The organism is Acinetobacter sp. PK01 (assembly GCF_022819285.1).
Classification (GTDB): domain Bacteria; phylum Pseudomonadota; class Gammaproteobacteria; order Pseudomonadales; family Moraxellaceae; genus Acinetobacter; species Acinetobacter tandoii.
The window spans coordinates 3,235,936-3,258,603 of record NZ_CP094643.1; the positions used below are offsets into that span (position 1 = coordinate 3,235,936).

The following is a 22,668-nucleotide window of genomic DNA, read 5'->3' on the forward strand; positions in this document are numbered from 1 at the left end:
AATTGTCTTTATTTTATTGGAGAACTTAGTTCACATTATTCCATGAGTTGACTAAAACTCACACGCATAATGATAGCGAATATAATGAAAAAAGCTATAAATAAGTCTTTGAATTTACAAATAAAATTAGAGTAATTGCTCTATTTTAAATCTATCTTTTCTTAATTATTAACACGATTTTATTTAAATTCCAAGAGATAACGCTGAAAAATCAAGACCACTTTTGAGGTCTTGATCGGTTCTTTAAACTTTTGCCAAAGCTTGCTCTAGATCGGCAAGTAGATCATCAATATGCTCAATCCCAACAGATAAACGAACCATATCGAGACTGACACCTGCTGCTTTCAGCTCATCTTCATTGAGTTGACGATGTGTGGTCGTTGCAGGATGGCAGGCTAAGCTTTTTGCATCACCAATATTGACTAAGCGTGTGAAGAGTTGTAGTGCATCAATAAAACGCGTCCCACCTTCACGGCCATCTAGTACCCCAAAGGATAAAATCGCAGAGGGCTGACCTTTGACATATTTTTGCGCCAAGCCGTGTTGAGGATGATCTTTCAAGCCTGCGTAGTTGACCCATTTCACTTTTGGATGATTCTGCAAATATTCTGCCACTTTCTGTGCATTGTACGTATGACGTTCCATACGTAGGTTCAGCGTTTCTAAGCCTTGTAGAATCAAAAACACACTGAGTGGACTGATGGCGGCACCTGTATTGCGTAGTGGTACCACACGCGCACGAGCGATATAAGCGGCTTCACCTAAAGCTTCGACATAGTTCACGCCGTGATAACTTGGATCTGGCGTATTCAGCACTTTAAAGCGTTCAGGATATTTACCCCAAGGGAACTTGCCACTGTCGACAATTGCACCGCCAATCGAGTTGCCATGCCCGCCAATATATTTGGTGAGTGAATGAATCACAATATCCGCACCATATTCAAATGGTTTCAGCAGTGCAGGAGTCGCAACGGTATTATCGACAACAACAGGCACACCATATTCATGCGCGATTTTGGCAATGGCTTCTAGGTCAATAATATTGCCCAGTGGATTACCAATCGATTCAACAAAGACCAGTTTGGTTTTTTTATCAATTAAACCGCGTAAAGCTTCTGGGTTTTGATAATCAAAGAAACGGACTTCAATACCTTGTTTCGGCAAGGTATGCGCAAACAGGTTATAAGTACCACCATAGAGGGTAGAAACTGAGGCGATATTGTCCCCCGCTTCGGTAATGGTTTGTATCGCATAGGTAATGGCAGCCATACCAGAAGCTAACGCCAATGCACCAATACCACCTTCGAGTGCGGCCAAACGCTGTTCCAGCACTGCCGTGGTTGGATTCATAATTCGGGTGTAAATATTGCCTTGGACTTTAAGGTCAAATAAATCTGCACCATGTTGTGTATTATCAAAGGCATAAGAAGTCGTTTGATAAATCGGTACGGCCACAGCTTTAGTAGTGGCTTCAGGGCTATAACCTGCATGAATGGCTAAAGTTTCGTCTTTATAGGTCATGAACTTCATCTATGTGAGTTAAATTTTGCACAGTCTATCATTAATGAATATGATGGAAAGCGTGAAAATAATGAATATTTATCTAAAAAATTCATAAAGATGAGCTTTAAGTCGCTGTTTATCTATAGAAGAGTGGGATAAAGGCAGTGTTTAAAAAATCAGCGTGATCAAAGTTGTAACATTGCATTGAAGATCGGTTTGATGCCTTATTTTTTCAACGTATTCATCGTATAATGCCCGCAAATATTTTTCGCTTCTGGCGATTTTTTGGTTTTTCTATTGAGGAGTCCTACGTGGCCCAATATATTTATACGATGAACCGAGTGTCTAAAATGGTTCCGCCTAAGCGCGAAATCTTAAAAGACATCTCTTTGTCATTTTTCCCAGGTGCAAAAATTGGTGTACTTGGTTTAAACGGTGCAGGTAAATCGACCTTGCTTCGTATTATGGCGGGCGTAGACAAAGATTTCTCTGGTGAAGCGCGTGCTCAACCGGGTATCAAAATCGGTTATTTAGAGCAAGAACCACCGCTCGATCCAAATAAAGATGTACGTGGCAACGTCGAAGATGGTTTACGTGAACCATTGGATGCCTTGGCGCGTTTGGATGAAGTATTTGCTGAATATGCAGCTGAAGATGCAGACTTCGATAAGCTTGCAAAAGAGCAAGAAAAATTAGAAGCCATTATCCATTCATGGGATGCGCACAACCTCAGTAACCAAATGGATCAAGCAGCAGCAGCCTTGAACCTTCCAGCTTGGGATGCAGATGTAACGTTGCTTTCAGGTGGTGAACGTCGCCGTGTTGCACTTTGCCGTTTATTATTGTCTAAACCAGACATGTTGCTTCTCGACGAACCGACGAACCACTTGGATGCAGAGTCTGTATCTTGGTTAGAACGTTTCTTGAAAGACTTTCCAGGTACGATTGTGGCGATTACGCATGACCGTTACTTCTTGGATAACGTTGCTGAATGGATTCTTGAACTTGACCGTGGTATGGGTATTCCATATCAAGGCAACTATTCTGCTTGGTTAGAGCAAAAGAATGCCCGTTTAGAGCAAGAACAGAAACAAGAAGAATCTTTTGCGAAAGCATTGAAAAAAGAACTTGAATGGGTTCGTTCAAATGCCAAAGGCCAGCAAAAGAAAAACAAAGCGCGTATGGAACGTTTTGAAGAACTTAACTCGCGTGAGTTCCAACAACGTAACGAAACTTCAGAAATCTATATTCCACCTGGTCCACGCCTAGGCAATAAAGTGGTTGAAGTAGAAGGCATCAGCAAATCATTTGATGGTCGTTTGTTGTATAAAGATTTAACCTTCACGGTTCCACCAGCGGCAATTGTCGGTATTGTGGGTCCAAACGGTGCAGGTAAAACGACTTTGTTCCGTATGATGACGGGCGAACAGCAGCCTGATACGGGTACTGTGACTTTAGGTGAATCGGTTAAAGTCGCTTATGTGGGTCAGATCCGTGATACTTTGGATAACAACAAAACTGTTTGGGAAGAAGTGTCTGGCGGTTTAGATATCTTAAGAATTGGCGAATACGAAATTGCATCACGTGCTTATATTGGTCGTTTTAACTTTAAAGGCCAAGATCAGCAAAAACGTGTAGGTGAGTTGTCTGGTGGTGAGCGTAACCGTTTACAATTGGCGAAAATCCTGCAAATGGGTGCGAACGTAATCTTACTGGATGAACCATCGAACGACTTGGATATTGAAACTTTACGTGCGCTTGAAGATGCAATTCTTGTATTCCCTGGTACGGTAATGGTGGTATCGCATGACCGTTGGTTCCTTGACCGTATTGCGACACACATCTTGTCATTTGAAAATGAACAGCCTGAATTCTTCACAGGTAACTATGCTGAATATGAAGCATACCGTTTGGCTCGTTTAGGTGAAGATGCGGTACAAAAACGCACCAAATACAAAAAGATTGGTGGTTAATTTCCACTAATAAAAAACCAGCCTTCGGGCTGGTTTTTTTATGCATGTGTTTTAAGAAAAAGCCAATTCACTATAGGCATCATACAAACAGCGTTTTGCGTCAGGATGACCATCTTGTGCGGCTTTTTTTAACCACTGCTCGGCTTTATCATAATTACGATCTAAACCCAGTTGACCATTTAAATAGCCAATCCCCATTTTAAATTCAGCTTCGGGGTGACCGCGTAAAGCAGAGCGGAGAAAATACCACATCGCATTACGGCTGTTACTGGACGACATTGGGCTATGGTCGATCTGTATAGGGGCTGCCATTTGCAAGACATTTTTTTGCATGAACACATGGTAATGTTCACATAATGCCAGTTGCTCAAAATGCAATCCACATTGATATTCGTGTTCACCTGCATGATCAAATACAGGTGTTACCAAGTCGTGATAGGAAGTGTGAAATAACAGTGTCCATACTGTTTTGAGGTATTCCATATTCATCTTCGCCTCCTTGTTACTGACAACATTAGTGGTCATTATTTAATTTAAACGTTTTGGCACTCAGATGTATTAAATTATTGTAACAAAATGGTTTTTATTGGTGTGTGCTGTGAATAGCATGATGAATATTGGTGGTGTAATTTTATTACATCCATGAAGCTGCTATAGTGTCGGCAAGTTGTAATGATCGTATTTTATCTTGTGAAACGCTCTCATGTTTTTATCACCTTATTGCTGAGTTTGTTCATGTTTCAAAGTCTTTGGAACGTGGCAGCGGCATTTTGTGTGCATGAAGAGTCAAAGAGCGTGAGAGTGATGCCACATTTTGGACATCATGTTACTGCCAGTTGCGAGTCAAAATCGCATGGAATGGCAAAGAAAAGTACGACACAACCTACATCTTCCTTCGATTTAGCTGACTTTACGCAAGATGATCATAGTGATCATTTACCTTCTTTTGCACATATCATGCTGACAGAAGCACAGCATTCAGCTTTATCTCCTGTCTTTATTCCCAAATTGGTTCAGGTTCAGTTTAACTGGCAAAATCTGTATCAATCGCCCCATTTATCCCTCACTAACCCACCTCCTGTTTTAACCCCGCTATAGGTGGGGTAGCCGAAAATATTGCCCACCACTAATTTTTAACTTTAGTGGGGCATCAACATGTCTTTTAAAACTTCGAAAGTTCCAGATTTCGATCCTATACGTGTGTCTATGCGTGCAATAGGCTTGGTACTGAGCGTAGCACTTTGCAGTTCGCCTGTATGGGCAGGTGAGCAGCCACAATTACTCACTTTGTCACAAGCCATACAACGTTCAACAGATTATCAACAGACTCAAGGTGTGTGGAAAACGCAACAACAAATTGCGACTGCGCATATAAAACAGGCAAAGCTGTGGATAAATCCAGAGTTGTCCATAGAGCAAACGGGCTTTAATTCCGATCAAGATCGGGAACTGGCATTGGGTCTTTCTCAGCGTCTGGATATTTTTGGCGAACGCAAAGCGAATCAGAAACGCGCCAAAATTGCTGAACAGCAAATCGGACTAAAACAGCAAATCTATTTAGCACAGTTAGAGTTGGCTGTTAAATATTTATGGTCACAATTGGCGATCTATGAATTGGAACGTCAGGTTATTCAAGAGCAATTACAGGTCAGTGAAGAAATCTAAATGCCATTACAAAGCGTTATCAGGCAGGGAGTGTAGCGCAGGTTGATGTTGATCGTGCTCGATTAAGTCATGCCGAAAGTTTGCATTTATTCCGACAGGCTGATTTACAAGTCCAACTGGCAAAACAGTATTTATCGAGTGCTTGGGGAGAGCGGGATCAGTCGGTGGCTGTTGCTCTCAATCCGTCACACTTATGGCCTACAACGACAGCTCAGCAAGTCCAGCAGCATTTAGCCGCCAATTTAATGGAAAAAAATCGACAATTATTGTTGCTTGATTCACATGCCAAAATTGAGCAATTGAAAGCCCAAGCACGTCCTAGCCCTACTGTGAATGTGGGTGTGAATCGCAGTCGATCAGTAGAAACGAATGCGGACAATGCATTAGTGGTCGGTGTTTCCATTCCTTTAAATCTCTTTGACCGTCAGCAATATAGCAAGGAAATCGCACAGGCGCAGCAAACTCAGCTAGAGCAGCAACAGGAATTTTATCTGAAGCAAAATGCCTTGCAGGTTGGGAATTTATTGACGGAATTGCAAGGTCTAGACGTACAGTTTCGTGCATTGCAACAGACGCAATTGCCTTTGGCTCAAACAGTTCAACAAAAGACGTTGCAAGGGTTTAAGGTCGGTAAATTTGCACTTTTGGATGTGCAGCAAGCCACTTTACAGTTGCAAGAAGTTCGTATGCGTAAAGTTCAGTTGTTGAAAGATGCTTGGCAGTGCGCCCTTGCAGCAGAAAGCCTCAGTTTAGGTATTGATCCTAGTCAGGTCATGAACAAAGATGCGATTGCACAATTAAATCAAAGCCTGTGGCAAGACACACAGGCATTATCAGATATTGGTGGGGGAAATTAACATGTTGAATTTTAAAAATAAGAGATTGAATCAACAGGGAAAAATCTCCCAAAAACTGTTAATGATATTGGTCGTTATGATTACGGCAGTAGTGTCCATAGCGGTGTTGTTCTTTACACAAAAGTCATCTACGAAGGAAGATGAGCACGGACACGCTGAAGCAGAAGAACATGCAGATGAAAAAGGTCATGAAGAATCGGAGGAACATGAAGCCGCAATTGCCTTAACGGTTAAACAGGTGACTGAACAAGGGATTCAACTGGCTGTTGCAGAGTTGGGTCCTGTCGTGAAATCGGCAGCCTATCCTGCCAAGTTGGTGGTAAATACTGACTACCAAGCACATGTAGCACCTGCATTTGCTGGGCATGTCGAAGCCGTCTATGTCGAATTGGGGCAGCAGGTCGCGAAAGGACAAGCACTCGCCAGTTTATTGGTCCCAGATTTGGTGGATCAGCAAGCCAGTTTACAAGTGGAACAAGCCAATTTGGAATTGGCACGTCAAGACTACGAGCGCGAGAAAAAGTTATGGTCAGAAGGTATTTCTGCCAAGCAGGATTATCAACGTGCCTATAACGCTTATCAGCAAGCGCAGATTCAAGTTAAGGCAACACGCTCTCGTTTATCTGCTTTTGGTGCTCAGGTAAATAGCCAAGGGCGTTATGTACTCAAGGCACCCATCGCAGGAATGATTAGTCAGAAAGATCTGGTGGTGGGCGAGAATGTCCAATTGGCAGATCAATTGTTTGTGATTGACCAGTTGGATCAATTGTGGCTGGAATTTATTGCGCCAAGTAGTGAATTTGCCACAATTGTGCCAAATCAAAATATTGAGTTTAAATCCTTACAAACAGGGAATGTATTTAAGGCACAAATTCAAAGCTTAAATAGTCAAGCTGATGCGCAAACGGGGCGTCTACAAGTCCGTGCAAAAGTCTTGTCCAATGCAGCAGAATTACGTCCAAATTTAATGGTGAATGTGCAGTTACAACAGCAACAAGTGCAGCAGGGATTACGTATTCTTGCTAGTGCGGTACAGCAAGTGGAAGGGAAAGATGCGGTGTTTGTGGCAACGCAGCATGAACAAAAGCTTGAATTTATGCCTCAAGCTGTGACTTTAGGCGCTCGCTCTAGTGATGGTCAATGGATAGAAGTGCAATCTGGTTTAAATAAGGGGCAACAATACGCAGCACAAGGCAGTTTCTTACTCAAGTCTGAATTAGAAAAAGGAGAGGCGAGCCATGCACACTAAACCACCGCTTCCGCCAGAGGTTGAAACGGCACAGCTTACTTCAGACGGTTTACCTCCGCCAGAAGGATGGTTTGACCGTATTATCCAGTTTTCTATTCGCAATGCCATTTGGGTCATGCTCTTTGTATTGACTTGGATTGGGGTTGGGATTTACAGCTATCAACAATTGCCAATTGATGCTGTGCCCGATATTACCAATACGCAGGTGCAAATTAATACCCAAGCCACAGGTTTTACCGCATTAGAGGTCGAACAACGAATTACCTATCCCATAGAAAATGCCATGGCAGGTTTGCCTGAGTTACAGCAAACCCGTTCCATTTCACGTTATGGTTTGTCTCAGGTCACCATTATTTTTCAGGATGGCACCGATATTTACTGGGCAAGGCAGTTGATTAATCAGCGTCTACAAGAAGCACAGGCAGAACTTCCTGAAGCCATTATTCCGACCATGTCGCCTATTTCCACTGGATTGGGGGAAATTTATCAATGGGTAATTAAGGCGGAACCGAATGCGCGTAAGGCAGACGGTACAGCGTATAGTGCGATGGATTTACGTGAAATTCAGGACTGGATTGTTCGTCCACAATTGCAACGTGTCGCAGGTGTTGCGGAGGTCAACTCAATTGGTGGGTATAACAAAACCTATGTGGTCACTCCAGATTTGCAACGCTTACAGCAATTGCAAATTCCACTCAGTGAGTTACAAACTGCGCTGACTGAAAATAATGAAAACCGTGGTGCGGGTTTTATTGAACAGAATGGGCAGCAGCTTACGGTACGGGTGCCAGGTACACTCACTGATATCAAAGCGATTCAAAATGTCAGCATTAGCAATAAAAATGGTTTTCCAATTCGAGTGGCTGATGTTGCAACAGTGTCCATTGGGCATGATTTACGTACAGGTGCAGCAACCTATAACGGAGAAGAAACTGTATTGGGCATCGCCATGATGATGATGGGCGAAAATAGCCGCACCGTCGCCCAAGCTGTAGATGCCAAATTGAAACAGGTTCAACAGTCTTTACCTCAAGGTGTGGTCATTGAAACCGTCTATGACCGTACCAGTCTAGTCGATCGTGCGATACGCACCGTACAGAAAAATTTGGTCGAAGGTGCAATACTGGTTATTGTGATTCTGTTTTTATTTCTGGGGAATTTCCGCGCTGCATTGATCACCGCCTGTGTGATTCCACTTTCGATGCTATTTACTTTAACAGGAATGGCTCAACAGAACATTAGTGCCAATTTGATGAGTTTAGGTGCACTGGATTTCGGCATCATCGTAGATGGTGCTGTGGTGATTGTGGAAAACTGTATTCGCAGATTAGCAGAAGCCCAGCATCGACATCGACGTTTACTCACCCGTTCTGAACGTTTCCGAGAAGTGTTTTTAGCAGCGAAACAGGCACGACGACCATTAATTTTTGGGCAACTGATTATTTTGGTGGTGTATTTCCCGATCTTTGCGCTGTCAGGCGTAGAAGCCAAACTGTTTCACCCCATGGCAATGACGGTTGTGTTAGCCCTGATCGGTGCCATTCTTCTCTCGATCAGTTTTGTCCCTGCTGCGGTAGCATTATGGGTCACAGGAGAGATCAAGGAGAAGGAAAGTCGCTGGATGCTCTGGCTCAAGCAGCAGTACACACGATTACTGAATTGGGCGTATGAATTCAAAGCTTTGGTGCTGACCCTTGCCTTGTGTATTTTATTTTTTACAGGTGTACTTGCCACACAGGTCGGGAGTGAATTCGCACCGCAGTTGAGTGAAGGGGATTTTGCGGTACAACAAATGCGTTCACCGAGTACAGGTTTAGAACAGTCTTTGCGTATGCAGGAAAATACTGAAAAGTTACTGTTAAAAGAATTTCCAGAGATTAAGGCAATTTTTGCGCGTACAGGAACCGCAGAGGTCGCAACAGATGTGATGCCCCCCAATATTTCCGATGCGATTGTATTGTTAAAGCCACGGGAGCAATGGCCAGACGCCAAAGAAAGCCTCGATGAGTTACGTCAACGAATGATCGCTTTTCTGGCGACTTTACCAGGCAATAACAGCGAGTTTTCTCAACCGATTGAACTGCGTTTTAATGAGCTGATTTCGGGAGTACGCAGCGATGTTGGCGTCAAGATTTTTGGCGATGATATGCAGGTGTTGAATCAGCAGGCGACACAGATTGCAGAAAAAATTCAGCGGATTTCAGGCGCAACCGCGGTCAATATTGAACAAACCAGTGGTCTTCCTTTATTGAATGTAGAGGTGAATCCTGCCTTAGCGGCACAATATGGTTTGTCGGTCAAAGCGATTCAAGATTTGGTGGCAACCAGTGTGGGTGGTCAAAATATTGGACAAATTTTACAAGGTGATCGACGCTTTGATTTTGTCATTCGTTTAGATGGCCCACAGCGCACGCCAGAACATTTAGCCGTATTACCGCTACAAACCGCCAATGGAGGTCTCATTCAACTGCAAGATGTGGCTAAAGTCGAAACCATTTTGGGGATTAATCAAGTGAGTCGTGAAGATGGTAAACGCCGTATGGTGGTGACCGCCAATGTCGAAGGGCGTGATTTGGGTTCATTTGTACAGGAGCTGCAAACGACGCTGGCAAAGCAGCCTTTACCTGAAGGTTATTGGTTAGATTATGGTGGGCAGTTCGAAAATTTAATCTCGGCTAAAAACCGTATGCTCTGGGTTGTGCCTTTGGCCTTAATTGCGATTTTTATTCTGCTCATGGCCGTGTTTCATAACATCAAAGAGAGTTTGTTGGTGTTTACTGGGGTGCCATTTGCGCTGTGCGGTGGTTTGATTGCTTTATGGTTGCGTGATATTCCACTTTCAATGTCAGCAGGTGTAGGTTTTATTGCTTTATCAGGTGTTGCCGTCTTGAATGGTCTGGTCATGCTGACCTTTATTAAAGAGCTACGACAGCATTTAGATATTTACCCTGCTACATGGCAAGGTGCAATTTTGCGTTTACGCCCCGTGTTGATGACGGCTTGTGTTGCTTCATTGGGGTTCATTCCCATGGCTTTGGCGACAGGAACAGGGGCGGAAGTACAACGACCTTTAGCAACAGTCGTGATTGGTGGGATTTTATCTTCGACGATGCTGACCTTGGTGCTGTTGCCAATTTTATATCGTTGGATGCATGAAACCAAAGCACCTTAAATGAAAGATGCCTTGATTCGTTTTGAATCAAGGCATTGTTGAGTCTTAAGAATTTGCTTGAGCAACATGGACACTGATAATAGTTGCGTACTGATTTTTCGGCGTCGCTTTGTTATCGAATTTTTCAGACACTTCAATCAAGTAATTTCCTGCATGTGGAAAAGTAATATTGGCACTGCCATTATTTTGTACAGGAATATTGAGTGCTTGAGCTTCAGTAGCACCTTGAGCACGAACCATTAACTCAGCCTGAGCTAAAGGTTTGTTGGCTTTATGAATTTGGAGCTGAACCGCTTGCTGTGCGATGAGTTGATTTGGATGGGTAGAAAAATTGACTTGAATCGGTGCTGAACTCGCAGCAATCGCAGAAGTCGATTGTTTACTGATATAAGTCTGCAAGGTCCATTCACGAACGGTGTCTACTTTTTTGGGTAATTTGCCCTTAAAGTCGCTAGCAATCACATAATCACGCTCACTTAAAGGCGGGACTTGATCTGTTGTAGCATCGGCTAAAATTTTCCATTGTTTATTATGCTGAACATATTGGATCGGGTAACTGGTTTTGGCAAAAACTGTATAGGTGCCTTTTTCGGGTAGAGGTAAATCAAAGATAGTGGCCGATTTTAAGGTCGTTGTGGGCTGTAAGGTGGCTTGCTTTTGGTCGGGTTGAATAATGGTAAATTGTGGATCTTGGAGTGCATATTCTGCATGTAAGGCTTGCTCTGCATAAGCTGCAATAATAGGAATTTGGGTGTTGTCCGTGATAAAGGCCAATGGAGCGACATAAGGTTCATGTGCAAAACTATAGCTGCTCAGCATTACCGCAGAAAGAATAACAATTTTTTTCATAACAGAATTCCAATTTCAAAAATGATGCGAGAAGATAAATGAAGATGTAGCCAATAAATTAAATATGCAAATGATAATTATTTTCATATATTTTGCAAAGTAAAATATAGGGTGTAGGTCGAAGCTGGCCACGTTGACTGAAATAAGAATGAATAGAGGCAACAATATGAGTGGATCGCATGGGCATGATCATACACATGCAACCGTGACTGAAAAAAATGCAAAGAAGTTAAGTTTTGCTTTAGCGCTGACCAGTATTTTTTTAATTATCGAAGTCATTGCGGGTTTTATCACGCAGAGTCTGGCATTGCTCTCGGATGCGGCACATATGTTTACCGATGCAGCAGCACTCGCGATTGCTTTGGTTGCTATTAAAATTGGCAAATTGCCTGCAGATAACAAACGGACCTTTGGTTATCAGCGTTTCGAAATTTTAGCAGCTTTATTTAATGCGCTGATGTTGTTTCTGGTTGCCATGTATATTTTATACGAAGCCTATCAGCGTTTTAGTCATCCTCCAGAAATTCAAAGTATGGGGATGCTGGTCGTGGCCGTCATTGGTTTGATCATTAATTTAATTTCCATGCGCATCTTGTTTTCCAGTGCGCAGGAAAGTCTGAATGTGAAAGGTGCTTATTTGGAGGTTTTGAGTGATGCCTTGGGTTCAGTCGGCGTGATTATCGGGGCAATTGTGATTTATTTTACCCAATGGTATTGGGTGGATACGCTGATTGCGGTCTTGATTGGTTTTTGGGTTCTGCCACGGACATGGATTTTACTCAAACAGAGCATTAATATTTTATTGGAAGGGGTACCTGAAGAAATTGATATAGAGCAATTACGCCAAGATTTGCTGCAATTGCCTAACGTTGAAAGTATTCATCAACTCAAGGTCTGGGCCATCAGTTCTAAAAATATTCATCTTACTGTACACCTTTACGCCCCACTAGCCGATCAAAAGCAGTTGTATCAGGTAGCTTCCGCGATGCTGCATCAGCAACATGGCATTGCCGAAATGACCTTACAGATTGAAGATGATGAATGTCTGGCACATGCACACAGCCAGCCACATACGCATCAGTCGCATGAGCATGTTCACACGGAACACGAAGTAGAGGATCCTTCACATCAGCATTAAGCTGATGTGAAGTGCTGTGGATGAATAGTTAGATTTCCCACTCATGCTCGCATTCGCGGCATTTCCATTTTTTCTGTGACTGCATGAAGGCTTGCATTGAAATTTTAAAATCAGGTAAATCACGATAAAATAGAAAACCTGCAACGGCACAGATCACAAATACCACAACCGTTGCAATTTGCAGGGTTGAGCCTGCACCATCACCAAATAACCACATAGCGATGCTGATTAATACCAAAAGCAACAAGACAAAAATGGAAGGAACAAGAAATACTAAACTTTTAGGGACAACTGGACGTGCCGCAGGTGCATTGGCTTGGGCAACAGGCATAATCTTCGGACTTTGGCATTTTGGGCAACGGTATTGCATTTCAGCTCCATCATTTTTATCTGGGTTTATTTTAGCGGAATGTTGCACATAGCCAAAATAATTCAGGCAATTTTATGTTGTGTTGAGGCAATAAAAAAGCCACTGTTCAACAGTGGCTTTTTTGAATTTGGCGTCCCTACGGGGATTCGAACCCCGGTTACCGCCGTGAAAGGGCGATGTCCTAGGCCTCTAGACGATAGGGACTTATGAGGCAACACAGGTAAAACGATTTTTGGTGGAGTCAAGCGGGATCGAACCGCTGACCTCTACAATGCCATTGTAGCGCTCTACCAACTGAGCTATGACCCCAGTCTGTGTGAGCGCAATATTAGGGATATTCTGCTCACACGTCAACAGCTAATTTAATTAGGCTTGTTCAATTGCATCATTTTTCGGCAATTTCAGGCTTTCATTCAGTTTTTCCCATACTTTTGCTTCTTTTTTGCTCGGTGCACCCACAATTTCTAGTGCATGACGTAAACGAGCGAAGGTCAAGTCTGGACCTAAAGTCACCATCGATTGCATGACTGGAGTCGAAGAAGTTGAACCTGCAATCGCAATAAAGAAAGTCGGCATGAAGTCACGGAGCTTAATGTTCATCTGGTTGGCTAAATCCATCAGGATTTGGCTCACCGTGTCATTGTTCCATGTGAACTGGCTTTCTAAACGCCAAATGGCAAACTGTAAACTTTGACGCACTTGTTCTTCAGTCAATTTCTTGCTTTCAAACTGTTCCTTGCTAATTTGAGGCATATGATTGAAATAGAAACCTGCCCAATTTACAGCTTCAGAGAGCAAGTGAATACGTGGCTGAATTGCAGCTGCAATATCTTCTAAGGTATTACGGTCACTTTTCCAGCTCAACAGACGATCGAGTAACTGACCAGGAGTGAGGGATTTAATCCATTGACCATTCAGCCAATTAAGTTTTTCCACATCAAAAATTGGACCACCTAAAGACACACGTTTCACATCAAAGTGTTCAACCATGTCATTTAAGGTAAAGACTTCACGTTCGTCAGGCATTGACCAGCCCATACGACCCAAGTAGTTCAAGAGTGCTTCAGGCAATACACCGATGTCACGGTAGTAGTTGATTGAGGTTGGGTTTTTACGTTTAGACAGTTTTGATTTGTCTGGGTTACGCAACAATGGCATGTGGCACAGAGTTGGCATCTCCCAACCAAAATATTGGTAAAGTAACTGATGTTTTGGTGCAGATGGCAACCACTCTTCACCACGAAGAACATGGGTGATTTCCATTAAGTGATCATCAACCACGTTTGCCAAATGATAAGTTGGCAAACCGTCGGTTTTTAATAACACTTGCATGTCGACTTGTGCCCAAGGAATTTCAACCTCACCGCGCAATAAGTCATTAATTTTACACACGCCTTCTTCAGGTACTTTCATACGAATTACGTGTGGTTCACCCGCTGCAAGGCGACGTTGCACTTCTTCTTGGGTGAGTTTTAAGCCACGGCCATCATATTTTTGTGTTTCGCCGCGTGCTTGTTGTTCTTCACGCATTTGATCTAGTTCTTCAGCCGTTGCGAAGCAGTAGAATGCATGACCTTTTTCGACCAAATCTAAAGCATATTGTTTATAGATATGCATACGCTCCGATTGGCGATAAGGTGCGTGAGGTCCGCCCACGTCTGGTCCCTCAGACCAATTCAAACCTAACCAGCGTAAAGAATCTAAAATCATTTTTTCAGATTCAGGTGTTGAGCGAAGTTGGTCGGTATCTTCAATACGTAAGATAAATTCGCCGCCGTGTTTTTTAGCAAAACACATGTTAAATAATGCGATGTAGGCAGTTCCTACATGAGGAAACCCTGTAGGGGAGGGTGCAATACGGGTACGAATAGTCATAACAATATTTTCAAAAGATAAACTGAGGCTATTATAACGAAAAAGCCCAATCACTTAATGCTAAATTCAACATTTGTGATTGAGCTTTACACCAATTTTTAAGGGGGAAAATTGGTAGTTCAGATTAGGAATTATTTTGTGGGAAAATTGATTGTAAGAAACGAGAGAAGCGTTCGTTCTGTGTGGCAAAGAAACTTTGGGTCGGTGCAACTTTAATTGCGGTCAACATCTTCAAGTTATTGTCTGTCTGCAAATAATTGTCACCTTGCTTTTGCTGATTGAGAGCTTTCTCAATCAAAGAGACTTTTTCAGAGGCAACGCTTTTATTCATGGTTGCTTTAATGGCAGCCGTATGACCAGTCTGTGCCATCAGACCTAAGCCAAGGCTGAGGCAAATAGCTTGAAAATAGTGTAAGTTCATCTCGAATTCCCCTTTAACTCAATATGTTGAGAACTTTTTTATAAAATAGTGTTCTACATACTATAGCTACAATTTAAACATCTTTAGAAACAAAAAAGTAGACTTACGTCACACTTTTTACAAAAAGATAAGAAAATCTAAGCGATTCTACGCATCATTGTTACAGTAATGTCGATGTCTTGCTGTTTTAACAAATAAATATGAAGACATCATGAAGATTGTAATATTGTGACAAATTTTAGACCATTTCATGAAATAATTTCAGCATCTTTCTTTGTATATATTGCAACATTTGGTATATCTGAAAATTAGAAAAACTATGAATAAATGCTTATAGCCACATGATTGTGAAAACTGTTTATTAAAAATATAGTGCAAAAAACAGTCATTAGAGTCCAAAAATGAATAAATCTCTCTTTGCATTAGGAATTGCGTTTTTAGCTGGGGTTTCGGGGCACGTCTTTGCAGCAAAAAGTTTCTTGAATGTATCTTATGATCCGACCCGCGAATTTTATCAAGAGTACAACAAGGAATTTGGTCAATACTGGAAGCAGCGCACGGGTCAGGACATTGAATTTAAACAATCTCATGGGGGCTCTGGCAAGCAGGCACGCGCTGTGGCAACAGGTTTAGAAGCCGATGTCGTAACTTTGGCCTTGGCCAATGATATCGATGAAATTGTGAAGGTGGGTTATATCGACAAAAATTGGCAAAAAGAATTTCCAAACAATTCGGCTCCCTATACTTCAACTGTCGTTTTTTTGGTGCGTAAGGGCAATCCTAAGCATATTAAAGACTGGAATGATTTGGTAAAGCCGGGCGTAGAAATTATTACGCCTAACCCAAAAACAGGAGGAGCACCACGTTGGATTTATTTGGCGGCATGGGGTTATGCCTTGAAACAACCTGGAGGCAATGATGCCAAAGCACGTGAGTTGGTCAAAAACCTGTATCACAATGTCAAAGTCTTAGATTCAGGCGCGCGAGGTTCTTTAACCACCTTTGCTGAACGTGGCATAGGTGATGTGTTGCTGTCTTGGGAAAACGAAGCTTTGTTGGCAACGAAAGGTTTGGGTAAAGGCGAGTTTGAAATCGTTTATCCTTCGATTTCTATTTTGGCGGAACCTTCAGTCGCGATTGTTGATCGAACCGTTGATAAAGATGGCAATCGCAACTTAGCCAAGGGGTATTTAAATTATTTGTATTCCCCGAAGGGGCAAGATTTAGCAGCAAAATACTATTTCCGTCCACGCAATGCACAGGCAGCAGCCAAGTATGCAGCCCAATTTCCAAAAATCAAATTATTCACGATTGGTGATGTATTTGGTGGTTGGGCAAAAGCGCAACAAACACATTTTGTAAATGGTGCGATCTTTGATCAGATTTATAATCAAAACAATTAAGATAGCTTAAAACTGTATAAAAAAGTCTCGACCAGAGGCTTTTTTTGCTTGGTGAATACAATAGAAACGGTTTTCTCTATAGAAAGTAATATTTCCCTACAAAAAGACGTTTGGAGCTTTACTAAAACAAGGTAATAATGTGCAGTTAAATTTTTGGTACTTTGATTGCACTGTTATGTCTCATATTTCTGTATTACTTCATGAAACTGTGGATGCCTTATTGGCAGGCCGAAATACAGGAATTTACGTCGATGGCACCTTTGGTCGAGGGGGACATACCCGATTATTGCTTTCAAAACTCGACGCTAATGCGAAAGTTTATGCTTTCGACAAAGATCCACAAGCGCTTGCAGTGGCGGCTGAATTGGCAGCAGAAGATTCTCGTTTTCACATTATTCATGCTAGTTTTGCAGATTTACAACCAGAGCTTGCCACTTTAGGGTTAACGCAAGTCGACGGTGTCATGGCAGACTTGGGGGTTTCTTCACCGCAGTTAGATCAGGCTGAACGTGGTTTTAGCTTTATGCAGGATGGTCCTTTGGACATGCGTATGGACAACTCGCAAGGACCGACTGCGGCAGAATGGCTGATGCAGATTGAGGAAGAAGCTTTAGCGAATGTGATTTTCCAATATGGTGAAGAGCGTTATAGCCGTCGCATCGCTAAAGCAATTAAAGCAGCAGGTCAAATTGATACCACGCGTCAGTTGGCAGAAATTGTAAAAGTAGCACATCCAAAGTGGGAAAAAAATAAACATGCTGCAACGCGTACATTTCAGGCAATACGTATTGCGATTAATAAAGAATTAGAAGATATTGAAGCTTTCCTACCTCAAGCGGTTGAGGTGTTAAAACCAGAAGGTCGTTTAGCAGTCATTAGTTTCCATTCCCTAGAAGATCGACTGATTAAACAATTTATTCAAAAAGAATCGACTTTGGCAGAAGACACAGGATGGGGTCTACCACAACAACAGCAAGATACCCGTCGTTTGAAAAAAATTGCACGTGTGCGTGCGAGTGAAGAAGAAGTGAAAGCCAATCCACGTTCACGAAGTGCTTGGCTTCGTGTTGCGGAACGCTTAGTTTAAAAGGCAAACAATGAAAACTGAAGCAGTCGAAAAGAAAGCGGAAAAATTTCGGACGAAAAAATATATCACTTATGCTTGCCTGTTAATTTTGGTTTTCATTAGTGCAATTATGGTGGTCTTTCAGGTATTTGAATATCGACATGACTATCGTGAGCTAAGTTCATTTATGCGCGAGCGCGATGACTTAAATGCCGAGTGGGGGCGATTGTTAATTGAGCAGCAGACCTTTGGTGCAACCGCACAAATTGGAACTCGTGCAGTGACTCAGTTACGTATGTATTCTCCGCCTGCCGCACAAACGGTTGTGATTTCTTTACCAATGACTTCAGATGAAAATAAATAAGGCTAGCTGTATATGGTAGACAAGCAGACTAAGCAACCACGTAAAAAACAGCAGTCAATTACGGGTAAAAATGCCATTAGTGTAGAGATGTGGCGTTTTTATCTGATGTGGGCCGTGGTGTTACTGTGCTTTTTGGCATTGGTCGGTCGTGCATTCTATGTGCAAGTGATTAACCGTGACTTTTTACAAAATAAAGCCAATGCCAATATTTTACGGACTGAAAAACTCAAAGCAATGCGTGGCGTGATTTATGATCGTCATGGTGTGCCTTTGGCAATCAGTACCCCTGTAATGAAAGTCGTGATTGATCCACGTGACTATTTTGATAATAAAAAATTATTTGATGACATTACTGCTGAATTGGCGAAAGATCCGCATAACCGAAAATTAAAGCGCCAATTGCCAGAAAAGAACCTTAATCTGGATGAGTTGGCTGATGCTGTTGGGATGGATCGGGCAGAGCTTAAGAAAAAACTATATGAACGTCCTCGCTCTCGCTATCTAGTGCTACAAAAAGAAATTCCGCCACAGCAGGCTGAGTTGATTGAAAAGCGCGAATTCCAAGGCGTCTATACCGAAAAAAATTATAAGCGATATTATCCGCAGCCACAGCCGAATGCACAAATTATCGGCCTGACCAATAGTGAAGGCGTGGGTATTGAAGGTTTGGAAATGCAGCTCAACAAACGCCTTGCGGGTGTGGATGGCGAGCAGCAAGTGGTACGTGATAAGAAGGGTAACCGTGTAAAAGACCCAGAGATCGTGAAAGAAGTGGAGTCAGGGGAAAATATTACCCTGAGTATCGATTCACGCCTGCAATATATTTTATACCGTGAACTGACTGCCGCGGGTGTGGCGAACAATGCACGTTCGGCATCAGCAATTGCTGTAGATGTAAAAACGGGTGAAATTTTGGCGATGACCAGTTGGCCATCATATAACCCAAATGATAAAAATGGTTTGGCAAACAAGGATGCCATGCGTAACCGTGGTGCAACAGACATGTTTGAACCAGGTTCAACCATGAAACCATTAACAGTGGCTATGGCATTGGAAACAGGGAAATACATGCCAACAACCGTAGTGAACACATCGCCAGGGTCTATGCGAGTAGGTAACCATACTATTCGTGATACTCATAACTACGGACAACTAACTTTGGCAGGGATTATTCAGAAATCGTCTAACGTGGGTGTGGCGAAAATTGCCTTATCTTTACCTTATGCAACTTTACCGACTTTTTTAAAGCGAGTGGGTTTTGGTCAGCGTTCAGCAGTCAAATTTCCGGGTGAAAGTTCAGGTATGGTGCTTCCACCAAGCAAGTGGAATGTATCTGAGGTTGCGACCATGGCGTATGGTTATGGGATTAACGCAACTGTACTGCAAATGGTCGATGCGTATGCCATGTTAGCCAATCATGGGGTAAAAGTTCCTCTGAGTCTGTATAAGCTAGAAGAACCCCCTAAAGGTCAACAAATGATTGATCCGAAAATTGCCGATCAAGTGTTGTTGATGATGGAAGCGGTGACGCTACCAGGTGGTACAGCACGTCAAGCCAATATACCGGGTTATCGTGTAGCGGGTAAAACAGGGACTGCACATAAATTACGTGCGGACCGTAAAGGTTATTCGGAAAAAGAATATCGTGCATTATTTTCAGGGGTTGCGCCTGTGAGTGATCCACGTCTCGCGATTTTTGTGGTCGTGGAAAATCCGCAAGGTCAATATTATGGTGGCTTAGTTGCTGCACCTGTCTTTGCTCGAGTGATGCAAGAGTCACTCCGTTTAATGAATGTGCCTTTAGATAAGCCTTTAGACACACCAAAAATCCAGTAATAGGTGCTAAATGTCAATTACATTTCAAGAACTGCATCCTTCTGATCAGATCGCTGGATGGATGAATCAACCTTTCCAAGGCTTTTGTTTAGACAGCCGTTATGTGCAAGCAGGGCAAATTTTTATTGCCCTTAATAGCTTGAGCCAGCCTGAAAAAACTGTGCAATTTGCTCAAGCAGCATTGGACAAAGGTGCTGTGGCTATTATTAGTGAAACTGAGCTGGGGCTTTCTCCAAGTTTAGTTGTGCCTGATGTCCGTCATTTAATGGGTACATGGCAAAAACAATATTTGCAAGCAGTATCGCCAACCGCGGCACTACAAATTTTGGCAGTGACTGGTACAAATGGCAAAACGACAATTTCACGTTTGGTTGCAGAATTGTTGATGTTGCAAGGACAACCTTGCGCAGTGATGGGTACTACAGGCAATGGCATACTTCCACATCTGGAAAGCTCTTCACATACCACCTTGGATGCCTTGCAGTTGCAAAATGCTTTGCATGGTTATGCGAAACAAGGTGCAAAATTTGCTTCGATTGAAGCAAGTTCGCATGGTTTAGAGCAAGGTCGTTTAACGGGTTGTGCAATTGAAATAGCAGCGTATAGCAATTTAAGTCGTGATCATTTGGATTATCACGGTACGCTCGAGGCTTATGCCGAGGCGAAGGCTCGACTATTCCAATTCACCTCATTAAAAGTAGCCGTCATTAATCTTGATGATGAATATGCGCCTATCATGCTCGCCGCCGCACAAGCTAATCCAGCAAAACCGCAGATTTTGACGTATTCCATGACGCAAGCCGCAGATTATCAAGTTCAAGATATTGAATATAGTTTGTCTGGCGCGCACTTTAGTTTGATGACCACTCAAGGCCAGTTCACAGTACAAAGCCCATTGCTTGGACATTTTAATATCGAAAATTTAGTGGCGAGTTTGATTGTGGCACAACAAGCAGGCTTTGATTTGGCGCAGTTGATTGCAACAGTCCCTCAGCTCAAGGGTGCACCAGGACGTATGCAGGTGATTCGTGATGATGCACGCCTATTTGTGGTGGATTATGCGCATACACCAGATGCCTTGGTACAAGTCTTAACTACTCTAAAACGTCATGTAGAGCAGAATTTATGGGCGGTGTTTGGCTGTGGTGGTGATCGAGATCGGGGGAAACGCCCACTGATGACTCAAGCAGCTTTAAATGGTGCAGATGTGGTGCTGTTAACCTCAGATAACCCACGGACGGAAAATCCTGAACAGATTTTTGCCGATATGAAGGCAGGTATTGATTTCTCTGGCCATGTGGTACATGAGATACATGACCGTCGTGAAGCAATTAAATTTGCGGTAAAAACTGCACAAGCAGGTGATATTGTCGTAATCGCGGGCAAGGGGCACGAGAACTATCAAGAAATTGAAGGTGTTCGTCACTGGTTTGATGATGTGGTTGAAGTACAGGCGGCGATTGATGCACAACATCTCGCCACAAATTCAGCATATCCCGCGCAATAGGAAATTAAGATGCATACTTCAACCACCAGTACGGTTCCTTTAGAACCTTGGACTGCGACAGAATTACTAGAAGCAACTCAAGGCTATTGGCTGCATGATCGGCAGCCAAGTGGTGAAATTAAACGAATTTTGACTGATTCACGTCATGCGGAACACGGTGATGCATTTTTGGCGCTCAAGGGTGAGCGTTTTGATGCACATGATTTTGTTGTGAAAGTTGTGCAGCAGGGCTGCGAGGTAGCAATTGTCAGTCATCCTGTAGATGCTGATATTTGTCAGTTGGTCGTGCCTGATACGCGTTTGGCTTTAGGGCATTTGGGAGCTTATCGACGTTCGCAACAGCAAGACTTAAAAGTGATTGCTTTGACAGGCAGTAGTGGTAAAACCACGACCAAAGAAATGCTTGGTAGTATTTTATCGCGTCTTGCGCCAACTTTAATTACACGCGGTAATTTGAACAATGATTTGGGTGTTCCGATGATGTTGTTGGAGTTACGTGCAGAGCATCGTTACGCTGTTATGGAGTTGGGTGCAAGCCACCAAGGCGAAATTGATTACACTTCACAATTGGTTCAACCTCATGTAGCAGGTATTCTAAATATTGGCACAGCGCACTTAGGCGAGTTTGGCGGACGTGAAGGCATTTGCCGTGCCAAATCTGAAATTTATGCCCATATTGCACCGACAGGTACTGCCATTGTACCCGCAGCTGACGATTTTACCGATCAGATTCGCCAAGTCATACAAACTGAGCATGTGTTGAGTTTTGGTCAGGGCGGCGATGTCTATGCTTCAGATGTAGAGTTACAACCGCAATCTGCACGTTTTAATTTGCATACACCACAAGGTGAACGAGTCGTGAATTTACCCTTTGCCGGTGAGCATAATGTGCAGAATGCGACAGCCGCTGTTGCCTTTGCGCTCGCGATTGGTATTGATTTAGATGACATCGTGCTTGGTCTTGAGCAAGCACAAGGTGCTAAAGGTCGCCTGAATTTTATTCAGAAAGCACCTTATTTATTCATTGATGATACCTACAATGCCAATCCTACTTCGATGCGTGCAGCAGGTGAAGTGCTTGCACAGCAAGAGGGTATACGTGTGATGGTGATTGGTGATATTGGTGAGCTTGGTCAAAGTGCGGCACAGCAACATTATATGCTGGGGCGCGACTTGGTCTCGATCAAGGGGATTAACTTTGTTGTCGCAGTCGGTGAATTCTCGCCTGCAACGCAAGAAGGTGCACGCAGTACCCAATATGGTAAAAAATTACAGGCATTCTTGAGTCAAGAACAAGCCTTACCGTTTTTAATTAGTTTAGTCGAAACACATCAACCCCAGTCGATGAGTTTCCTGTTTAAAGGTTCTCGTTATACCCATATGGAAACCTTAATGACTGACTTGATGGAGAAACTCTAAA

At 42.9% G+C, this 22,668-nt stretch carries 17 protein-coding genes, 2 tRNA genes and 1 pseudogene; 12 read left to right on the top strand and 8 right to left on the bottom strand.

The genetic code is table 11. The annotated features are described in order from the left end of the window. Positions 1-243 precede the first annotated feature (243 nt). Positions 244-1,521: an aminotransferase class I/II-fold pyridoxal phosphate-dependent enzyme gene (locus MP622_RS15270; RefSeq protein WP_243791669.1), complete on the bottom strand. Its 1,278-nt coding sequence runs from the start codon at positions 1,519-1,521 to the stop codon at positions 244-246. 293 nt (positions 1,522-1,814) lie between these two features. On the opposite strand from MP622_RS15270, the gene ettA reads away from it, so the two are divergent. Further along, positions 1,815-3,476, top strand: coding sequence for an energy-dependent translational throttle protein EttA (gene ettA / locus MP622_RS15275; protein ID WP_044737336.1), 1,662 nt, complete (start codon positions 1,815-1,817; stop codon positions 3,474-3,476). Positions 3,477-3,527: 51 nt separating this feature from the next. Here the strand turns inward: ettA and MP622_RS15280 are convergent, their stop codons facing one another. Next, positions 3,528-3,965: an SEL1-like repeat protein gene (locus tag MP622_RS15280; RefSeq protein ID WP_044737335.1), complete on the bottom strand. Its 438-nt coding sequence runs from the start codon at positions 3,963-3,965 to the stop codon at positions 3,528-3,530. A 246-nt stretch (positions 3,966-4,211) separates the two neighbouring features. Here MP622_RS15280 and MP622_RS15285 point away from each other — a divergent pair, with 246 nt between their 5' ends. The 4 genes and pseudogenes from MP622_RS15285 (at position 4,212) to MP622_RS15305 (ending at position 10,419) form a co-directional block, all read left to right on the top strand. Then, positions 4,212-4,574, top strand: a complete 363-nt coding sequence (locus MP622_RS15285; protein WP_044737334.1) for a cation efflux protein, CzcI-like — start codon at positions 4,212-4,214, stop codon at positions 4,572-4,574. A 108-nt stretch (positions 4,575-4,682) separates the two neighbouring features. Continuing rightward, positions 4,683-5,998: pseudogene (locus tag MP622_RS17435) on the top strand (TolC family protein). 1 nt (position 5,999) lies between these two features. After that, on the top strand, positions 6,000-7,247 hold the full coding sequence (locus tag MP622_RS15300) for an efflux RND transporter periplasmic adaptor subunit (RefSeq protein WP_104441380.1): 1,248 nt from the start codon (positions 6,000-6,002) through the stop codon (positions 7,245-7,247). Next, a complete protein-coding gene (locus MP622_RS15305) occupies positions 7,237-10,419 on the top strand; it encodes a CusA/CzcA family heavy metal efflux RND transporter (RefSeq protein ID WP_279577665.1) in 3,183 nt (1,060 codons plus the stop codon). The genes MP622_RS15300 and MP622_RS15305 overlap by 11 nt, the downstream gene beginning before the upstream one ends. Before the next feature lie 45 nt (positions 10,420-10,464). Here MP622_RS15305 and MP622_RS15310 read toward each other — a convergent pair whose 3' ends face one another. Then, positions 10,465-11,268 carry a DUF4198 domain-containing protein gene (locus MP622_RS15310; protein ID WP_243791673.1) on the bottom strand — a complete coding sequence of 268 codons (804 nt, stop codon included), beginning with the start codon at positions 11,266-11,268 and terminating at the stop codon, positions 10,465-10,467. A gap of 166 nt (positions 11,269-11,434) precedes the next feature. Between MP622_RS15310 and MP622_RS15315 the strand changes: the two genes are divergently transcribed. Next, positions 11,435-12,406, top strand: a complete 972-nt coding sequence (locus MP622_RS15315; protein ID WP_243791674.1) for a cation diffusion facilitator family transporter — start codon at positions 11,435-11,437, stop codon at positions 12,404-12,406. 28 nt (positions 12,407-12,434) lie between these two features. Here MP622_RS15315 and MP622_RS15320 read toward each other — a convergent pair whose 3' ends face one another. The 5 genes from MP622_RS15320 to MP622_RS15340 all read right to left on the bottom strand — a co-directional run bounded on the left by MP622_RS15320 (position 12,435) and on the right by MP622_RS15340 (position 15,072). Continuing rightward, complete coding sequence (locus tag MP622_RS15320; RefSeq protein ID WP_016168721.1) at positions 12,435-12,776, bottom strand: hypothetical protein; 342 nt, start codon at positions 12,774-12,776, stop codon at positions 12,435-12,437. A 128-nt stretch (positions 12,777-12,904) separates the two neighbouring features. After that, positions 12,905-12,980: transfer RNA gene (locus MP622_RS15325), tRNA-Glu, on the bottom strand. A 29-nt stretch (positions 12,981-13,009) separates the two neighbouring features. Further along, positions 13,010-13,085 (bottom strand) — tRNA-Ala (locus MP622_RS15330). Between the two features lie 57 nt (positions 13,086-13,142). Continuing rightward, complete coding sequence (gene gltX, locus MP622_RS15335) at positions 13,143-14,651, bottom strand: glutamate--tRNA ligase (protein WP_104442317.1); 1,509 nt, start codon at positions 14,649-14,651, stop codon at positions 13,143-13,145. Positions 14,652-14,775: 124 nt separating this feature from the next. Next, the gene (locus tag MP622_RS15340; protein WP_016168719.1) at positions 14,776-15,072 is read right to left on the bottom strand and encodes a hypothetical protein; all 297 of its coding nucleotides are present in this window, start codon (positions 15,070-15,072) and stop codon (positions 14,776-14,778) included. A gap of 401 nt (positions 15,073-15,473) precedes the next feature. On the opposite strand from MP622_RS15340, the gene MP622_RS15345 reads away from it, so the two are divergent. The 6 genes from MP622_RS15345 (at position 15,474) to murF (ending at position 22,667) form a co-directional block, all read left to right on the top strand. After that, positions 15,474-16,475, top strand: a complete 1,002-nt coding sequence (locus tag MP622_RS15345) for a sulfate ABC transporter substrate-binding protein (protein WP_104441384.1) — start codon at positions 15,474-15,476, stop codon at positions 16,473-16,475. A 175-nt stretch (positions 16,476-16,650) separates the two neighbouring features. Continuing rightward, positions 16,651-17,562 (top strand): 16S rRNA (cytosine(1402)-N(4))-methyltransferase RsmH, encoded by a 912-nt coding sequence (gene rsmH, locus MP622_RS15350; RefSeq protein WP_104441385.1) that lies wholly within the window; start codon positions 16,651-16,653, stop codon positions 17,560-17,562. 10 nt (positions 17,563-17,572) lie between these two features. Next, on the top strand, positions 17,573-17,905 hold the full coding sequence (gene ftsL, locus MP622_RS15355; RefSeq protein ID WP_016168716.1) for a cell division protein FtsL: 333 nt from the start codon (positions 17,573-17,575) through the stop codon (positions 17,903-17,905). Positions 17,906-17,917: 12 nt separating this feature from the next. Next, on the top strand, positions 17,918-19,741 hold the full coding sequence (ftsI, locus tag MP622_RS15360; protein WP_044739702.1) for a penicillin-binding protein PBP3: 1,824 nt from the start codon (positions 17,918-17,920) through the stop codon (positions 19,739-19,741). 10 nt (positions 19,742-19,751) lie between these two features. After that, a complete protein-coding gene (locus MP622_RS15365; RefSeq protein ID WP_044739701.1) occupies positions 19,752-21,248 on the top strand; it encodes a UDP-N-acetylmuramoyl-L-alanyl-D-glutamate--2,6-diaminopimelate ligase in 1,497 nt (498 codons plus the stop codon). A gap of 9 nt (positions 21,249-21,257) precedes the next feature. Continuing rightward, positions 21,258-22,667, top strand: coding sequence for a UDP-N-acetylmuramoyl-tripeptide--D-alanyl-D-alanine ligase (murF, locus tag MP622_RS15370; protein WP_044739700.1), 1,410 nt, complete (start codon positions 21,258-21,260; stop codon positions 22,665-22,667). Position 22,668 lies beyond the last annotated feature (1 nt).

Excerpts from the sequence above, each read along its gene's own strand:
- murF (WP_044739700.1), top strand. The coding sequence starts at position 21,258 with ATGCATACTTCAACCACCAGTACGGTTCCTTTAGAACCTTGGACTGCG.
- MP622_RS15280 (WP_044737335.1), bottom strand. The coding sequence starts at position 3,965 with ATGAATATGGAATACCTCAAAACAGTATGGACACTGTTATTTCACACT.
- MP622_RS15310 (WP_243791673.1), bottom strand. The coding sequence starts at position 11,268 with ATGAAAAAAATTGTTATTCTTTCTGCGGTAATGCTGAGCAGCTATAGT.
- MP622_RS15315 (WP_243791674.1), top strand. The coding sequence starts at position 11,435 with ATGAGTGGATCGCATGGGCATGATCATACACATGCAACCGTGACTGAA.
- MP622_RS15285 (WP_044737334.1), top strand. The coding sequence starts at position 4,212 with ATGTTTCAAAGTCTTTGGAACGTGGCAGCGGCATTTTGTGTGCATGAA.
- MP622_RS15345 (WP_104441384.1), top strand. The coding sequence starts at position 15,474 with ATGAATAAATCTCTCTTTGCATTAGGAATTGCGTTTTTAGCTGGGGTT.
- MP622_RS15270 (WP_243791669.1), bottom strand. The coding sequence starts at position 1,521 with ATGACCTATAAAGACGAAACTTTAGCCATTCATGCAGGTTATAGCCCT.
- MP622_RS15365 (WP_044739701.1), top strand. The coding sequence starts at position 19,752 with ATGTCAATTACATTTCAAGAACTGCATCCTTCTGATCAGATCGCTGGA.
- gltX (WP_104442317.1), bottom strand. The coding sequence starts at position 14,651 with ATGACTATTCGTACCCGTATTGCACCCTCCCCTACAGGGTTTCCTCAT.
- ftsI (WP_044739702.1), top strand. The coding sequence starts at position 17,918 with ATGGTAGACAAGCAGACTAAGCAACCACGTAAAAAACAGCAGTCAATT.
- MP622_RS15300 (WP_104441380.1), top strand. The coding sequence starts at position 6,000 with ATGTTGAATTTTAAAAATAAGAGATTGAATCAACAGGGAAAAATCTCC.
- MP622_RS15305 (WP_279577665.1), top strand. The coding sequence starts at position 7,237 with ATGCACACTAAACCACCGCTTCCGCCAGAGGTTGAAACGGCACAGCTT.
- ftsL (WP_016168716.1), top strand. The coding sequence starts at position 17,573 with ATGAAAACTGAAGCAGTCGAAAAGAAAGCGGAAAAATTTCGGACGAAA.
- MP622_RS15320 (WP_016168721.1), bottom strand. The coding sequence starts at position 12,776 with ATGCAATACCGTTGCCCAAAATGCCAAAGTCCGAAGATTATGCCTGTT.
- MP622_RS15340 (WP_016168719.1), bottom strand. The coding sequence starts at position 15,072 with ATGAACTTACACTATTTTCAAGCTATTTGCCTCAGCCTTGGCTTAGGT.
- rsmH (WP_104441385.1), top strand. The coding sequence starts at position 16,651 with ATGTCTCATATTTCTGTATTACTTCATGAAACTGTGGATGCCTTATTG.